Genomic DNA, 16,541 nt, shown 5'->3' on the forward strand with positions numbered 1-16,541 from the left:
CCGATGGCTCCTCCTTTTATTTAGCATCTGGTTTCCGCTCCATTTCAGGCAGACGGGTGAATATGTCTTGCATATCATAATAGCTTTGTTTTAATCGTTCACTGTACTTGGTTGCTTCCCATAACTCCCAAGTATAAGGTTCGATCTCCTCCAGGTTGATGGACACTGCCGATCCGGATGCTGACTGCCCGTTATTCTCAGATCGTTCCGCGATCCACGGAGCCAGCCGGATTCCATCCGCTGTTATCGTGCTGAATGTACGCTTGTCTTGAAGCGGGCTGTAATCGACCACCTGCAGCGAACTCGGATCCCCGAACCCGAGCAGCATCCATGGAATCCTCATCTCCACAAACCTGTCTTGATACTGCCAGGCCGTAAGGGAATTAAAATCCGGAGATTGCGGATCACTGGTCCCCCGTTTCAGCATCCCTACTCTTTCATCCACAAACGGATGGGAGAAGCGGGTATCCGGCGGATTCATCAGCAGGCTGATGGCCAGCTTCCAGGCATGAAACGAACCTCCGGACACCACAGGATCGTCCTTGGTCCCCTTCGCTTCCTCTTCTGGGAGCATCCAATACCCCTCTTTGCCGTACAACCGGCTGTGGAAATCGTAGGATGGCGCAATGGTGACCTGGGACTCATCCTCTTGGCCTAACTGGATCAAAGTTTCCAAAGCTCCACCTTTGAGCGTTCGTCCCGCCAATTCTTTCTTGGGGATATCGCCGCCAGGGATCGTGTCTGCTCCGATGAAAAGCTTGGAACGTTCGGGATCAAACGCTTCCTCCAGTTCCATGCCGATATACAGGTAGGCTTCATCATGAGTCAGCTTCATGTTCTTGACGCCCGGTGCCGTTCCGGACCAGGTCTTGACTTCCCCTTCGGGAACTTTATCCCAATCGCTGAGATCCCCGTCGATCGTGATCTGCTCTACCTTGCCCGGCTGCATGGCAAGCACGCCGAACATCTTCTCATTCGTCAGCACATTCAACCAGAATGCCCGGCGGTCTGCCGGTATTTCAAAAGGCATTGTATTCCATGTCTTCTTGAACCATTCGTCCTGCCACATGAACAGGATCGCCCCGGAATAACCTTCGTCGTAAATATCCTGGGTCAGCGAGACGTTGACTAAGCCTTGCTCAGCTTCATCATGCCCCCCTTGATCCTTACCGCCGGGACCATGGTGCGAAATACCGATGGATGAAGGTACGCCGTACTCGGTGACCATAATCGGCATATCTTCGAAAGCTGCCTTCAATTTTCGCAGATAGGCTTTGTACGTGTTGTAACCCCCATTCCCATCAGGAAGGGTCTGTAGCGTTTTGTCCGTCCGGAAAAAATCAGGGTAGTAAGGGTACACATGGTATGCGGCAAAATAACCTGCATCCCAGTTCATCGGTTCTACATGCCTTGCATCGACAGATACCAAGTCCTCTTCAAACAGCGGTTCCCCCGGATGCTCAAGCACGTCCGTTGTGACCCAATTGGTAAATGTCATCGGATGCTGCCATCCGTACTTCTGCTCCTCGGCAGCCGTATGGTCCAATAAAGATGCCAGCCAATTCTCAAAAGGACTTGCGTCCTTCGTCCCCGAGAAATAGGACCCCTCATACCGAGGGACATCCTTATGTACCGTGTTGGTGTTATCGACCATGGTTGGGTCCCATTCGGTTCCCACGTGCCAGGCCATAAGGTACTTGCCTGCATTGACCTTATACTTGCCACTCGACTGTCCATGCTTAGCCTCAACGTTGATATCGCCATAGACTGCAGCAACAGCCTTCGATATCTCCGCTTTGAACGTCTGGACGATTTCTTCGTCGTACGCATCCTTGCGCTCGATTAACTGCTCCTCCGGTGACCAAATGCCCTGCATGAAGTACAAGGGGTCATCGCCTTTATCCCGGTTATATTTCACAAGTGCGGAATAGAAGACCGGATTATGCACGGTGTAGACCCTGATTACGTTCGCTCCCATGTCATCAATTTGTTTAAACCAGCGAAGGTAATCCTCCTCCGTTGCCGGAAGCTCACCGGGATAATGTCCGGGCACGGTTGCCCCCAGATTCACGCCTTTGGCAAAAACCTCTTTCCAAACTTCGTCATCCTCATATACCAGAAAGGAGGTTCCCTCTGTTTTGAATTTCATTTTCACGCCGTCCGCATCCGCATACGTCTTTAACGACGGTTGTAGATATCCTTGGATTACAGCGGCACCGCAGAGAAGCACTATAGTAAAAAGTGCTGCGATCACCCACCATTTTCGCCTGCTCATCGTCTTCGTTGCTCACCTGCCCTTTCTATGACATGTTTGTTGCTGCACCGACACATGACGACTGAGCCATACTCGTCATTCTATAGCCGATGCGTTCCCGATACCATATTCCTTCTTTACCAACTTTTCCGATAGCGATAGTAGTCAAAAAGAAGTAAAACAAACCTCTTTCACATTTTTCCCCCGATAACACTTACCGCTGCCTCCTCATTCCTGTCATTTGACAACTTAACAGCCTGATGTTAGTTGTGTGCAGTGAAAAGCATCGCTGCCCGAATAAGGCTGGAACTGCACGACTTCATTCCATCTGAGGAAAGCAGCAGGATGACGAAGATTTTCAGAAAATTTTCGTGAATCATAAGGTTAAACGCAAAAAAATTGCTAAAGTTCCGGTTATTTTTACATCATTATCCATAGTTATTACAAATTTGATACCAAAGTCGTATAAAAAAACGGCTGAGAACCGCATTCTGTCAAGGATTGGCAATATTAACCTTTTATACAAAATGAGAACAGAGTCCTGTACCGGGATTGTGTAATATTCTATAGCCTTGACCCCCTGGATCAAGTGGTAAGTATCGCCTATTTTTTATGATTTCGGTTTGGCTTTCCCTGCATCGTGGTATATAAATCAGTTTGGGAAATTTAAAATCTGCGGCACAACAACATAAATCAGACCCGGTCCATTGTAGGTCCGAGTCTGTTATTGGCGATATGAGATTGAAGAAGTTACCATGATTACCGTTTATTTATCAAAGAAAAAACTGCCTTCACCACCAAAAAGTCGGATATCTCCGCTCCTTCACCGCATTATTGACAAGCAGAGCCACAACGACGATCATGACGGACCCGGCAAGCACAGGGGTTAACAAGAATGACCATCCGTTGCCAGCCATAATCACAACCAAAGGGTCTGCACCAGCCGGAGGATGGGTCGTTTTGGTGATCCCCATCAAGCTGATCGCCGCTCCGACGCCAATCGCCATAGCCCAGATTCCGTCCCCCAGAACCTCAAGCGTTGCGAGTCCCGTGATTGTGGAAATCAGATGACCTCCTATGATGTTCCTGGGCTGAGACAGCGGCGCATCCCACACCGCAAACGCAAGCACGCAGCTCGCCCCAAAGGGGGCCATGATCCAAACACTCCCTGCGAGTGATGTCAGAAGAGCCAACAATCCGATGGAAACAGCGCCACCGATAAAGCCAATGGCAATATTGATGGGACGAACGGTCAATGGACTTCTAGCCCCTCCTTTCATTTTCTGTACGTAGGCTGCTGCCTGATCCTTCATTGTTTATCCTCCTGCATTCATATTTAACTAGTTATTTAGTTATATATAAAATAATGAATCACTCCTTGCGTGTCAATACCTTTCTTGATAATTTGCGAATGATTGTGTACAGTTAAATTACTAGTTGACTAGGAAAGGATGTTTCGTTATGCAGCATAAACTGATGCTTCGAGTCGACCCGCACGCCACCCTTAATGTCAGTACCCAGGTTAAAGAGCAGTTAAAGTGGTTGATTGGTATTGGACAGATTAAACCACTCGATATGCTGCCCCCGGCCGGTTCGCTGGCGGATCTGCTGGGACTGAACCGCAACACCGTAAATCTGGTCTACAACCAGTTGAAGGATGAGGGGATCGTCTCGATGCATAAAGGCAAAGGAACGCAGGTATTGAACAACGCACTGGTAGAAGAGCTTAGAACTCGCAGAAAGCAAATGCATGAGCTGGTAGAGCGAACGACGGAAGAGCTAAGCTCCGTTAACATCCCGGCGAGCGAGTTCTTTACCGCATCCCTCGCCTATACACTGCAGCAGGAGCCTGTCCTGAACACGAAACAGCGTATATTGTTCATCGAATGCAAGGAACATGATTTTCCCTTTTATCAGAAAACGATTGAGCATATAACGGGTGCCGAAGTGAAAACGGTATTTCTCGAGGACCTGTTGACGGAGAAACAAGCCTTATTCGAAGCGCTGGAGTACTCAAACCTCATCGTCACAACATTAAACCACGATACCGAAGTAAAGGCTTTGTGCAGCAAATATGACAAAAAAGTAACAGTCATTGGGGCCAGCGTGGAAACATCGGTCCTGCTCGATATTGCCCGGCTTACGCCAGGAAGCGGTATCAGCTTTGTCTGCTTGGGCAAGGCAGGTGCACAGTGGATGGCCAGCCGTATGAAAGAAGCCGGTATTGAAGGGGTCCGTGCCAGCTTGGCTGGGCTGGATAATCGGGAGGACCTGCTGCAGCGGATCGAGGAATCCGATCTGATCTATGCATCAAACGCCGCGTATGAAGAAGTTCGAGCCTTATCCCCCGGTAAAGTGAAGCTGTTTCCCATGACGCTGGAGAAGAGCAGCGAGAGCATTCTGAGAGAGTTGGTCTGAATCTTAGCGCACGAAAACGCCCGCTGTTATAAACAGAGGGCGTTGTTGGGTTGGATGCTTCTATCTGTGCCAAATCTTCAAACTTCTGGATACCGGCATCACTAAATCCATAGGTCCCCTGTCGTTCCACGGGCTTCGGATTGAAGGCCCAACTTCAGACAAGCTTGCCGGCAATCCGCTTATAGGTCGCCTCGTCCGAGACCACGTACAATCTGGCATCCGGCGGAATCGACACATCGAGCTTGCGATTAATGCTGAGGTCGTTGCGATCGGAGATAAGCGTCGCTCCTTGCCGCAGCAGATCCAAAAAGGCATCGCCGTAGGTGTTCCATGCAGGGTCCAATGCCACTTCGTAAATATCATCGCCATGCTGGCGGCTAAGCAGCTGCATCAGCACATCCGAGTTCCCTTCCTGCAGCGCTGCGCGTACGGCCAATCGGGACACGGCATCATGCGAGAGCACAAACTCGTTCACATGATTGTAGCGGAAATTCTGAACATGCTTCTCCTGCACAATCTCAACCGTGGTATGTACATTTGGCGCAATTCGTTCAATGCTGGATACGATCAGCAGTGACTTGCCGTCAACGAGAGCCGATTCATCAATTCGGGCGTCCGCAAAAACAATGGCCGATTTGGCCTCCATGATGTTGGCTTTCATCAGCACGTCATCCGCTGCCGGATCGCCGCTTACAAAATGCACCTGTTCGAGATGCTCCACCGGATGACGGTTGAGCTCATCAATGAGAACAATATCTGATTCCGGTGCAAACAACAGGATCTCTTCAATAGCGGATTGTGCCTTTTTGCTCCAATTGATAATGATGACATGACCACTACCCTTAAAATTCAACCTGCCCGCTCCTCTCTGCCGCTGCATGCTTCCAAACGCTTCAATCACCTTGCCGATCACCAAACTGAGCAGCCCGATACCAAAGATATAGATAAATATCGTTAATATCTTGCCTGGCACGGTAGCTGCATAATAATCGCCATACCCTACGGTTGCCATCGTGGTAAGTACCCAATAAAAGGCGTTAAACCAATGGTGAAACGTTTCCGGCTCCAGCAGAAATGCCAGGGTCGAGCACAGCACCACAAACAGTACTACAATCACGCTGATCGTTGTTTTACGCAGACGCATCATTTTCAAAGATAATCTTAGAAAAAAGTGCACGTTCCTGCTCCTCTCCCGAAAATGGTGCTATTTGGCCTAAATAATCAAGCTGCTGATTGCAAAGGCCGTACCAATAAACACCATCGCAAGGAGAATACCGATCGCTACGTTCCCCTTTTGCAAGTGCTCGGAAATTCGAATGCCCGGCGTAGCCAGCTCGAATACCCAATAGGCAACAATCAAACACACATACCCGACGGCAAACCACAGCATCATGTGCCAGATCGATGAATTCGTATATGCGGATATGCCTAGTATAATGGCCGTTGCCATAAACTTGCCGCCAAAAGCAAGGCCAACTGCGACATTACCCTTCTTCAGCTCTTCCATGTCGTTAAACCGGGTCATCCAGCTGAAAATCAACATACCCAGCAATTGAAGCACGATAATGCAGATTACACTTACAACAATATTAATAACGACCGTCAATCCGCCCACCCCCGAAATTTTGCATAGGCTAAGTCGTAATCGGCGAAATCATGCACTTCCTCCAATACAACATCAACCCTGTCCTTCTTTTCCATTGCGGCATAACGCTTCTCATCGATCGGCTGCTTGATCCGATTGCCCGTCGGCAGTTCGATGACAGCAAAATGCCTGGCGTCTTTTTTATACGTTGTTTTATAAACCCCAACCAGCTTTACATCGGTTTTGACCGTAACTTTCAGGTTGGTTAAATCCGATTCCGCCGTTTTTTTGTCCTTAAACGACTTAATCGTCTGCCAAGACGATAATCGGATATCATTTCGCTGATTCGCATCCGTGGTAAGCTCCGCATCCATGAATTGAAGCGTCCAAATTTTGTCCCCGGTAGCATAGTTGTTGTCGTTCGGCAGCAGCTCGTTGTCCGGCAGGACGGTCATATCGCCGCCAATCAAATCGCCAACGGTTCCTTCAATGATCCGGTAGTCCCAAGGCACGCGAGCAGAGGTTGAGGATACTTCCTCCGATCCGGTGCGGAATACCGTCGACCCGTTGGCGGAGCATGCGCTCAGCGCCAGGACCATGAGGGATAGGATCAATACCGCCAGGACAACCGGAGGTTTCCTCTTTCTCTTAGGAGCACCACTATGCTGCCTTCTTTCTTGTTTCAACTGCATTTATTTCACTCCCATTGCGATAAAATGGCTGGAATTACCCGTAATCAAACCGCCCGCCCGCCCCAGCAAACCGCAAGGGATTCCGTTAAGGACGAACAATCCTGTCAGTAAATGAAATTCGCCTTCCGCCGTCTCGACGCGGGCCAGGTCTGCCCTCCGCTGATAGACCGTCGGAAACATGACACTTGTATCATACCCGTCCTGATCCTCTACCTCGAGCTGTCCGGCCTGGTCGTACAGCTTAACTGAACCGCCCTCGCGGCCGAACATCGACTTTGATACAAAATTGCCGGAGAATACCGGTTTGTTGTATGTCGGCAGCATATAATTGACGATGGCTTCACGTTCTTTCTCATCGAACAAAAGGCCCAGCTCGTACATCCCCCACATGGCGGCAAGCAGTCCTTTGGATTGCAGCAGAATGCTGTGCGGCGAGTTGAACAGCTGCAGTCGTCCCGTCTCGATGGCATAGGCAAGCGCATCTCCGCCATCATCGACGGACATCCATTCCTTCGGATATAGGGCAAACATCCGGTGAATCTCCCGGCCATCCCCGTCCTTCAGCATGCCTTCGTCCACCCACAGATCAAGACAATCCACCAGCCGGATATCCAGCCCGCTGTGCCGGACCAATGCTTCGATCGTCCCGGAGTCCTCTTTATGCTCGCCGTAAGCAATGCAGGCGGCCGTATCCGGACGCTCAACTCCCCACGCTTGTGCAACCAGCTCTTGCATCCGTTCGTTGGGAGAGAAGATACCGGCCTGAGCGCACATCCACGGCGTTGCAATGGAAGCCTCAACATAGCCTGTCGGCGTGTCCGCATTCAGCTCGAGCAGTTTGATGCTGCCGTCATGGGCAATAGCAAAATCAAACCTGGCATACCGGCTGATCAATCCCTCTTCCGGCAGGGGACATTCGTCCAGCATCTGCCACAGGACGGGCGGAATTCCGATTAAACTGTATATATGATGATTGCGATGAATATAACGGACGGTTTTGTCCAGCATGGCCCATAATAATGCAGCCGCTTCTTCCAGCTCATGATAGGTTTCTTGACGTATGGTGACAAGCTGGTCTATCCAGTAGGCTTCCCCTTCCAAATCCGCCCAGGTAAAGCCGAGCTCCGCGAGTTCCGCTACGCGCCTCTCCCGATTAGGGTCAGGCTGTCCCGATACGGTGAATACGCTGTCGTGACTCATCCTCCAAAACCGCCGGATCTGGAGCTGGATTTCGAACCCGACGAGCTGAACCCGCTGGAATTGCCGCCAATGCCGCCGGACTTCGACGATGTGGAGCGACGCGTAATCGTACCCGAAGATGACGTTGAGGTCTTAGGACGTACGTTGGAGTTGACCACCGGCTTGTTCTGGAACGTACCGCTTGAATAAGTGCGGGGTTTATATGGCTTGCCGTTATTCGCATAATAACCGCGATGATTGTTGTACCATCCGCTGGATGAATAATACGAACCATTGTTGAACAGCATGTGATAGAGCAGCAAATCATCCCAGCCGAAGCCGGAATTGTACCCGCCATAGTTGTTGACGATCGTTGTTCCGCCGCCCGAACCTGATCCTGCAGCGGCTCCTTCTACCGGCTCTTCCTGGAATTCCTTCTCGGTAGGAAACGGAATGTTCCAATCGACATTCTTGTCAAAATACTTCTTCACTTCTTCTGTTGACCAGGACACCAGCTGCGGCTCTTCGGATGAGTTAACCGCTTCCGAAGCGAGGTCTTTCGCTGCTGCGCCCGATACCAGAAATGCGTTCGCCAGCAAGGCGATGCCCAGTGAGCTCGACAGGACCCGAATCGGCTTGCCTTCCGGCGTCAGCCATTTGGATGCAGGCTGATCTTTTTTGTCTTTTTCATTACTCAAGATGGTTTCTCCTTTCGGACAGGATTAATCGTTCCGCATCGGAACGAGCAGAAGCTCAAGTTTACCCGTGTCTACACTTAATCTGCCTTCAATCGTTTCATATTCCCGGCCGCCAACAACGATATAATTCACATGCTCCAGTGCAGCGACCATGTTCATCGTCCATGATCGTTCTTCAATCTGAACCAGCTCACCGTCCGGCCTCTTTTCAAACAAAATGACGTTCATCCCATTATCCACAGTGTGTCTACCCCTTCCATCTAAGCAGTGAGTATTGATACGTGTTATCATACCGAATCGTTTCAAAAAATCTACGATGGGATATCGCCGCTTGCCGCAGCGATCTTTTCCAAAAGACGCAACCCATATAATAACACTGCTTCTGATTATTTACACCTGTGAATTACCATTAAAAAATTGATGAAAATGAACATTCTGGCCGTACAGTACCTGATTATTTACGTTTTATTAGGTGTAGCATCATATTTCATGATGATGATCTGTCTTGACATTGTCACTAGGAGCGATTAGCGGCTTGGGCTACCATGCAACGTTACATTACGCTTACTGACTAGTTAAAGGCGATACTTTTGGGCCCTCATGCAAAAGAAGCATGGATCCTCCCGCGGGGAACGTTCCATGCTTCTTTTCCATTTCCATGAGACCTTATTATTTAATCATTTCCCTGATCTCCTGAAAGTTATCGGCAAATCCGATAAATACCCTGTCACCAATAACGATCGTAGGTACAATCTGCTTTCCCGTCAGACGTCGTACTTCTTCCGGATATTCCGGGTTCTCTGTGCAATCATATTCCGTATACGGTATCTCCTGCTCCTTGAAGTAACGCTTGGCGTGATGGCAGTCGCTGCAAGTGGGTATGGTATAGATCTTTAATGATTCTGTCATATCGATCACTCCTTAAGCGAAGATTATTCAATCTCAACAACAAAAGGCACGGTCATCACTGCACCCTGATGCTGAAATTGTCCCCAGATTTTGTAGAGGCCGCCGTGTGGGAAGATCGTGGCGAATTCCGCATTGGGTCCTGTGCTCCGTTCGTCCAGGGGATGTACATGAATGTACTGCTCGGCGTCTTCGGACAGAATGACCACGTGCCCCACTGCGCCCAGGTAAGGCTCCAGGTTGTTGATTCCTTGCTTTGTCTTGGCATCCTGAATATGATAGGCGAGCACAACCTCTTCATTCGATAACGTATTGCTTAGGCGCAGTTCGATTTCCTTGCCATTTACTTGTTTGATTAGGCTGGAATCCGGTTGAATCGCCGAAGATCCCCCTGCTTCTCCCTCAATCTGAACCCATTCGCTTAGCGTGGCCCCTCCAGCACCCTTGGGCACAAAATCTGCGAACAATTTATAGTCGCCGCCAGCCGGGAAAGTCGTGTTCACGGTAAATACGCCATTCTCCTTGTAATCCGGATGAATATGCTGGAAGAAAGACAAATCGCGATTCACGATAATCAGATGCAGGAGCTTCTCATGATTGACATCAAAATCCTGGACAGGTCCACCGTCTTGATCCGTAATTCGAATCGTCAGCTCGGATTCGGCGCCTGCTCTTACCGGTTCATTCCATGTAAACGCAGCGTTGTAACGATCTGAGGCCGTTTCATGCCCGCCAGCGTGTTCGCCGTGCCCGTTCGTTTCCTGGCTTTCATTTTCCTTTTCATGATTCCCGCCATGGCTGCCCGCATCGGGGGCCAGCTTCGCGTTATCGCATGCTGTCAACAATCCAAAAGCAAGTATGCCCGTTAAGGTTAGTATGGTGCCCTTCCTATTCAACATGGGCTATCACTCCAATCATCGAATATACTGCAAGACCAATGATCATGTGTCTATATATTTAGTATACCCCCCTATCCTATAATTAATCAACTTTTTCCGCTCGCTCCATGCAAATAACACCATGCTCCTGCATGGTGTTATCTTCCTCTTCATCATTATTACCCGAATGATCGGATGCATTCCTTATCATTTAATAGGTATAACCGATGATTTCATATATTTTTTTCATATCCACATGATTGCGAACGACGTCCGCTACACGGTCAAATTCCGCGAATTTGCGCTCTTCTGCTTTGAACGTTTCCATAATCGGAGTCAGCCCCTTCTTCATCCGAATGCCGTTCAGCCAGGATCTGCGAAAGACATCATTGTCAAACAAGCCATGCAGATAACTTCCCCATATGCGTCCATCCGAAGTAGCAGTCCCTTCAATATGCGGTTGAATATCTTCTTTCGTCTTTAAAGAATCTGTGCCATCCGCTTCAATCGAAAAAAGCGGGCGGTGTCCTGAGCCGTCAGACAAGGCGCTCCATTCGCTGACGCCCATATGGATTTCATAGGCCGTAATCGACGAATCCGCCTCCGTATCCGAGACAGCGAACCTCAGCGAATGTTCCTGTAACAACTTCCCCTTCACTCGAACGGTCCTTTTCTGCTTTAAAAAGGAAGTCCGAATCGGCAGCAGGCCGAGCCCCTTCGCATCCCGAACGCTCCCTTCGACCGCATGCGGATCCGACAGCTGCTCGCCCAGCATTTGATATCCTCCGCAGATGCCAACCAACTGCACATCCCGCTGCCGCGTCTGGCTCAAGATCGCATCGGCCAGCCCCCGGTCCTGGAGGAATCCGAGGTCACTGATCGTATCCTTGGTACCAGGCAAAATAATGACGTCCGGCATCCCAAGTTCATCCGCCGATTGGACGAAGCGAACGACAACATCCGGTTCCATGCGCAGCGCATCAACATCCGTAAAGTTCGAAATACGCGGATACCGGATCACGACAATATCGAGGTCTCGTTTTTCCAGTCTGTGATTCTGAAGCTCATCCAGCACAACCGAATCCTCAGCCTCGATCCGCATCTCCTGAATATAAGGGAGTACGCCCAGCACGGGAATACCTGTCCGCTCTTCAAGCCAGTCCAGTCCCGGCTGAAGCAGCGCCAGATCCCCGCGGAATTTGTTAATGATAAATCCTTTGACCCTGACCACCTCATGGGCCTCAAGCAGTTCGAGCGTACCTACAATGGAAGCGAACACACCTCCGCGATCGATATCCGCAACCAGAATAACCGGTGAATCCGCCCATCCCGCCAAATTCATGTTAACAATGTCCCGGTCCTTAAGATTGATCTCCGCCGGACTTCCCGCCCCCTCCATAACAACGATATCGTAACTCTCTCGCAGTCGATCCAGCGCATCCAGCACAATCTCTTTAGCCTTCGGCAGGAACAGAGTCCGGTAATCCATCGCACTCATCTGCATGTGGGGTACGCCGTGGATCACGATTTGCGAATGCATGTCCTTTATCGGCTTGATCAGGATCGGATTCATGTCCGTCGTTGCGGCAATGCCGCAGGCTTCAGCCTGTACGCCCTGTGCTCGGCCGATCTCTTTGCCATCCAGGGTCACATAGGAATTAAGAGCCATATTTTGCGATTTGTATGGGGCCGTGCGATAACCATCCTGTAGAAATATCCGGCATAGCGCTGTTGTTACGATGCTTTTCCCTACATCCGAAGCGGTGCCCTGCAGCATGAGTACCGCTCCCTGCCTCTTCCTGATATTCATGGGTGTATCCCTTATGTATTCTGTTTCATTCATCTTCCTCACCCTTTTCCCTGACCTATACCGCTTGCTCATATCATTATAGCAAACCATCGCCAAAGGAGTCCTTCCCGCATGAAGTCCGGATAATTTCGCTTGAACTTTGTCAGGCCGGAATGTTAACTATATAGAATAGCAGTTTCGCATGTCCGTGCATGATCACCGAAAGGCGGAAATCCATCATGAAGCCTGAATTGAATGATAAGCAGATAACCGACATCTTTCCTTATTTGAAAGTCGTACCACCGGAAGAATGGATTCAAGCTAATCCGTATACCAAACATTTTGAAGCCAAATCGAGAATCTTTCAACGAGAGGATGCCGCGATCTATGGCATGTTCCTCATGAGCGGATCGGCCCGTATCACGATCATCCACGAAGATGGCAACGAATCGGTATTAAACATATTATCAGCCGGAGAAGTCTGTTCGCTCCTCGTACTTAGCGGGCTAAGCGGGCAGGACTATCCGGGCACTCTCATTGCCGAGTCCAAAGTCGAGGTTTTGTATGTGTTGAAAAACAGCTTCCTCCGGTGGCTGCAGGTGTATGAGCCCATCCGCAGCGCTATTTTTGGCGGGCTGCTTGATGGAACACTGCGGATGGCAAACATGCTGCAGGAGAGACAGACATTACCGCTGGAGCAGCGTCTTGCCAAGACTCTGCTGCGCATCAGCTCGGATGAACATCCGCTAGTGCGCACCACCCACCAAGAGCTTGCCGATGACATCGGCTCCGTAAGAGAGGTCGTCTCACGTACGCTGGGCCAGTTCCAAAAGAGAGGATGGCTGGAGACAGGAAGAGGCTGGGTGAAAATAATCAACCGGGCCTGTCTATCGGAAGCTGCTCTGTGACCTAGTCACAGAGCAATGGGGTTCTCCCTGCTACATTGGTATTAGGCCTCACGCCTATACACATTAACCCAGGAGGAAATCCAAAATGAACAACATGCTTCAACCCGGAGAATATGCTCCATTATTCCAAAGGGTAGATCCAAATGGAAATACGATTTCGCTGGAAAACTATCGCGGACGTAAATTACTTCTCGCTTTTTTCCGCAACGCTGCCTGTGCCCTGTGCAATCTGAGGGTGCACCAGATGATTCAGCGATATCCTCAGTGGCAGCAGCATCATCTGGATGTCATTTGCGTTTTTGAATCACCGGATGCAGCCCTTCAGCAGCATGTCGGTCAGCAAAATACTCCGTTTCCTCTTATTGCCGATCCGAATGCGGAGCTATACACTCTCTATGGGGTCGAGACCTCGGTAGCCAAGACACAAGCCACCTTAGCTCAACCGAATGTGCATCAGTTTACGGATGAAGCTGAATCGGCAGGTTTCAAGCTTACGGCGGAAGAAGGTTCAAATTTCAATCGGATTCCGGCAGAGTTTGTGTTGGACGAGGACGGCATCATACGAATCGCGCACTACGGTCGCCTAATTACCGATCATCTGCCTTATGAAACCATTGAACATTATGCTGGCGGAACACAGCTTCCTTAGCCGGGCTGTACCTGTCTTCGAGTCGTTTTCAGCAGTAAAAAGAACTCCTAGCATGAGACATAACAACAAGCCGATCCGGATGGATCGGCTTGTTTAGTGAAGCTATAACTATAAGGTCAAACGCAGCCTTTGAATGCTCTTAAGGGATAATATTTTCATAATGAGGGATATATTCATCCAATAATATACTTTTTTATATAATATTGTATTATCTTGGATAGGTGACTAGAGTTGGTCAAGGGAGGAACTGATCGAATGATAATGCATTTCTCCAAGATTAGCAACATCTATAATCATGTCAAATGGTTTACGGATAACTTTGAATGGGTCCCCCTGCCCTTTCCCCGGATCGTTACGCTGACATTCCTGTTTTGGTTAGCGTTTACATTGTTGATCTTATTGCTCACATGCGTCTTCCACGATCCGCTGGGGAAGATGGGGCCGGTCATGAAAGTTCATCAATGGCTGCACAGGCTAAGGCCCCATACCGAAGTCATCCTGCGCATTGGGCTGGCCATCGGCTTGATTCTGCAGCTTCTGAGCGGATCGTACCTGGCACCCGAGTTCAGAACCAATTCCATGTGGATTATCCTCGGTCTTTCCGCCGCCGCAGCCTGCTTGCTCTATAAGCGCACATTGCCGGTGAGTGGTGCCATCCTATTCTTGCTCTATCTGCAAGCTACATTAACCTACGGTATGTTTCATTCCATCGATTATTTGATTTATCTCGGCATTGTGTATTATTTGTTTGTGAGCGGTACTCCAATAAAAAGAACGGCTGCCCCCGTCATGTACATATGCACGGGCATGTCCCTCGCTTGGCTTGCCATGGAGAAACTGACCATTCCCGAACTGGCTTGCTCCGTAATGGGCAGCTACGGGCTTCCTACCTTCGGTTTTACCATTGAGAACTTCGTCCTGATCACCGCTTTTATCGAAATTGGGCTGGCGTGGGCATTTATCGTGGGCATCATGAGCCGTTTCACCGCCCTCCTGGTATCAGGCATTTTTATTATGACAAGCCTTGTATTCGGTTACAAGGAAGTCATAGGCCATACGATCATTCATACAGTACTGATCCTGTTCCTGATCGAAGGGACGGGGGAGCTTAAAACTCCATTTCAATTCCACAGCTCCGCGTTACTTCGCGGGTTATTTGTAAGCGTTAACTTTTGCCTCTTTCTGTTCATTTTGATGGCGCTGTATATCTGGATGGGCAAGACGTTATGACTTGTTCTGGATCCGTTGGCCATGATCCCGAAGCTCCACAACCGCTTTGGTCTCACTTGCCCTAACGACTGCATCCAGCACCTCTTGATTCCGGTACCCGTCCATAAACCCGGGGATCCCGTCGGCAGGCGTCCCCCGTAATAGCCCGGCAAAATCGGCATACTGCTTGACTTTGCAATGCTGCGGCACCTCCATGGTCGTTCTGGCGAGCTGCCCGGGCTCCTCCTCGCGAATCCATACCACCCGTTCCGGATCCAATGTGCTGGCGTGGACCGTGCCATGATCGCCGTAAATGGATACTTCATGCTGATTGCCTGAACCGAAGGCATTGCGCGACGTCTGAAACACGCCCATCATGCCATCTGTCATCCGTGCCTGGAAGCTGGCAAAATCATCGACTTCGATCTTGGCCATCGCTCCCGTTACCGGGTCCCTGCGTTCCGGAATGATGGTATGCAGTTGGGCCGTGATTTCTTCAAATTCACCAAACAGAAATCGGGCCATATCGATCATATGCGATCCCAGATCTCCGAGCGTCCCCGTTCCCGTAACGGCTTTGTTATATCTCCACATGTAGGGAACCTGCTGGCTCGGCACGCCAAACCCTTGCAAATACTGAATGGAGAAATGACGGATCGCCCCGAGTTTGCCTGTTCGGACAAGTTCCCTGGCATAACGAAAAGCCGGCGTGTAACGATACGTAAAGCCGATCATGGCCGGAACCGGCTGTTTCTCGTAGAGCTCCAGCAAGGGGATTGCCTCTTCGAACACCCGCGTAAATGGTTTTTCCGCCAAAAAAGGTTTGCCCGCTTGCAGGCATGCTCTAATTATATCCGCGTGCACGTTGTTAGGCGTAACCGAAATGACGGCATCGACGTCCGGATCTTCAATTAAATCCTTAAAGTCCGCATATCGCTTGCCATCTTCAATTCCCAGCTGATCGCCTACTCTGGACACCGCTTCCCCATTGACGTCGCTCACGGCCACGAACTGATAGACATTCTCTGCATTCATCCAGCGGATGTGCTCCTGCGCCATCCCGCCCAATCCAATTAAGCCGATTCGAAATGGATTCTTCATCGATACACTCCTTATATATATCTTATCTCTCACTGGTGTTGAATATGCCGTTCGGATATATGCTGGCTACCAGTTCATTATGTCTCTGATGCCGATATTCATTCCACACCGTGACTTATGTTTCGCATGGTTGCCTCCTGTGCTCCTTCCATTTCGTTTCAATCAAGTTTATTCATCACTTCGAATGCGGATCATACTTACGATCCCTGTTGCCCCCAGATTTTTTTGTATTTTGTTATAAGGTGAAAATCCGGGGACAGTATATGCTTTCGATG

General features: G+C 49.7%; 16 protein-coding genes. 4 read left to right on the forward strand and 12 right to left on the reverse strand.

Annotation, left to right across the window (positions count from 1 at the left end):
* Window positions 1-16: 16 nt before the first annotated feature.
* On the reverse strand, window positions 17-2,275 hold the full coding sequence (locus DP091_RS03400) for a hypothetical protein (RefSeq protein ID WP_113057059.1): 2,259 nt from the start codon (window positions 2,273-2,275) through the stop codon (window positions 17-19).
* A gap of 770 nt (window positions 2,276-3,045) precedes the next feature.
* Window positions 3,046-3,567, reverse strand: coding sequence for an HPP family protein (locus DP091_RS03410; protein ID WP_113057061.1), 522 nt, complete (start codon window positions 3,565-3,567; stop codon window positions 3,046-3,048).
* Between the two features lie 148 nt (window positions 3,568-3,715).
* Here DP091_RS03410 and DP091_RS03415 point away from each other — a divergent pair, with 148 nt between their 5' ends.
* Entirely contained in the window at window positions 3,716-4,672 is a 957-nt protein-coding gene (locus tag DP091_RS03415) for a GntR family transcriptional regulator (protein ID WP_113057062.1), read from the forward strand.
* A 154-nt stretch (window positions 4,673-4,826) separates the two neighbouring features.
* On the opposite strand, the gene DP091_RS03420 is transcribed toward DP091_RS03415, so the two are convergent.
* The 9 genes from DP091_RS03420 to DP091_RS03460 all read right to left on the reverse strand — a co-directional run bounded on the left by DP091_RS03420 (window position 4,827) and on the right by DP091_RS03460 (window position 12,420).
* Window positions 4,827-5,849, reverse strand: coding sequence for a potassium channel family protein (locus DP091_RS03420; protein ID WP_113057063.1), 1,023 nt, complete (start codon window positions 5,847-5,849; stop codon window positions 4,827-4,829).
* A 36-nt stretch (window positions 5,850-5,885) separates the two neighbouring features.
* On the reverse strand, window positions 5,886-6,278 hold the full coding sequence (locus DP091_RS03425; protein WP_100536174.1) for a DUF350 domain-containing protein: 393 nt from the start codon (window positions 6,276-6,278) through the stop codon (window positions 5,886-5,888).
* Window positions 6,275-6,949, reverse strand: a complete 675-nt coding sequence (locus tag DP091_RS03430; protein WP_113057064.1) for a hypothetical protein — start codon at window positions 6,947-6,949, stop codon at window positions 6,275-6,277. The genes DP091_RS03425 and DP091_RS03430 overlap by 4 nt, the downstream gene beginning before the upstream one ends.
* Window positions 6,950-8,149, reverse strand: coding sequence for a glutathionylspermidine synthase family protein (locus tag DP091_RS03435; protein WP_113057065.1), 1,200 nt, complete (start codon window positions 8,147-8,149; stop codon window positions 6,950-6,952).
* Entirely contained in the window at window positions 8,146-8,826 is a 681-nt protein-coding gene (locus DP091_RS03440) for a hypothetical protein (RefSeq protein WP_113057066.1), read from the reverse strand. The genes DP091_RS03435 and DP091_RS03440 overlap by 4 nt, the downstream gene beginning before the upstream one ends.
* 24 nt (window positions 8,827-8,850) lie before the next feature.
* Window positions 8,851-9,066, reverse strand: coding sequence for a hypothetical protein (locus DP091_RS03445; RefSeq protein WP_113057067.1), 216 nt, complete (start codon window positions 9,064-9,066; stop codon window positions 8,851-8,853).
* 429 nt (window positions 9,067-9,495) lie between these two features.
* Window positions 9,496-9,735 carry a glutaredoxin family protein gene (locus DP091_RS03450; protein WP_113057068.1) on the reverse strand — a complete coding sequence of 80 codons (240 nt, stop codon included), beginning with the start codon at window positions 9,733-9,735 and terminating at the stop codon, window positions 9,496-9,498.
* A gap of 23 nt (window positions 9,736-9,758) precedes the next feature.
* Window positions 9,759-10,631: a hypothetical protein gene (locus DP091_RS03455; RefSeq protein WP_113057069.1), complete on the reverse strand. Its 873-nt coding sequence runs from the start codon at window positions 10,629-10,631 to the stop codon at window positions 9,759-9,761.
* A 190-nt stretch (window positions 10,632-10,821) separates the two neighbouring features.
* Window positions 10,822-12,420 (reverse strand): cobyric acid synthase, encoded by a 1,599-nt coding sequence (locus tag DP091_RS03460; RefSeq protein WP_258394390.1) that lies wholly within the window; start codon window positions 12,418-12,420, stop codon window positions 10,822-10,824.
* 218 nt (window positions 12,421-12,638) lie between these two features.
* Between DP091_RS03460 and DP091_RS03465 the strand changes: the two genes are divergently transcribed.
* The 3 genes from DP091_RS03465 to DP091_RS03475 all read left to right on the forward strand — a co-directional run bounded on the left by DP091_RS03465 (window position 12,639) and on the right by DP091_RS03475 (window position 15,186).
* A complete protein-coding gene (locus DP091_RS03465; protein ID WP_181469714.1) occupies window positions 12,639-13,307 on the forward strand; it encodes a Crp/Fnr family transcriptional regulator in 669 nt (222 codons plus the stop codon).
* An 85-nt stretch (window positions 13,308-13,392) separates the two neighbouring features.
* Entirely contained in the window at window positions 13,393-13,956 is a 564-nt protein-coding gene (locus DP091_RS03470; protein WP_113057072.1) for a redoxin domain-containing protein, read from the forward strand.
* 255 nt (window positions 13,957-14,211) lie between these two features.
* The gene (locus DP091_RS03475) at window positions 14,212-15,186 is read left to right on the forward strand and encodes a hypothetical protein (RefSeq protein WP_113057073.1); all 975 of its coding nucleotides are present in this window, start codon (window positions 14,212-14,214) and stop codon (window positions 15,184-15,186) included.
* On the opposite strand, the gene DP091_RS03480 is transcribed toward DP091_RS03475, so the two are convergent.
* A complete protein-coding gene (locus DP091_RS03480; protein WP_113057074.1) occupies window positions 15,181-16,266 on the reverse strand; it encodes a Gfo/Idh/MocA family protein in 1,086 nt (361 codons plus the stop codon). The genes DP091_RS03475 and DP091_RS03480 overlap by 6 nt on opposite strands.
* Between the last annotated feature and the right edge of the window lie 275 nt (window positions 16,267-16,541).

The organism is Paenibacillus sp. MDMC362, assembly GCF_003269305.1.
Classification (GTDB): domain Bacteria; phylum Bacillota; class Bacilli; order Paenibacillales; family Paenibacillaceae; genus Paenibacillus_AQ.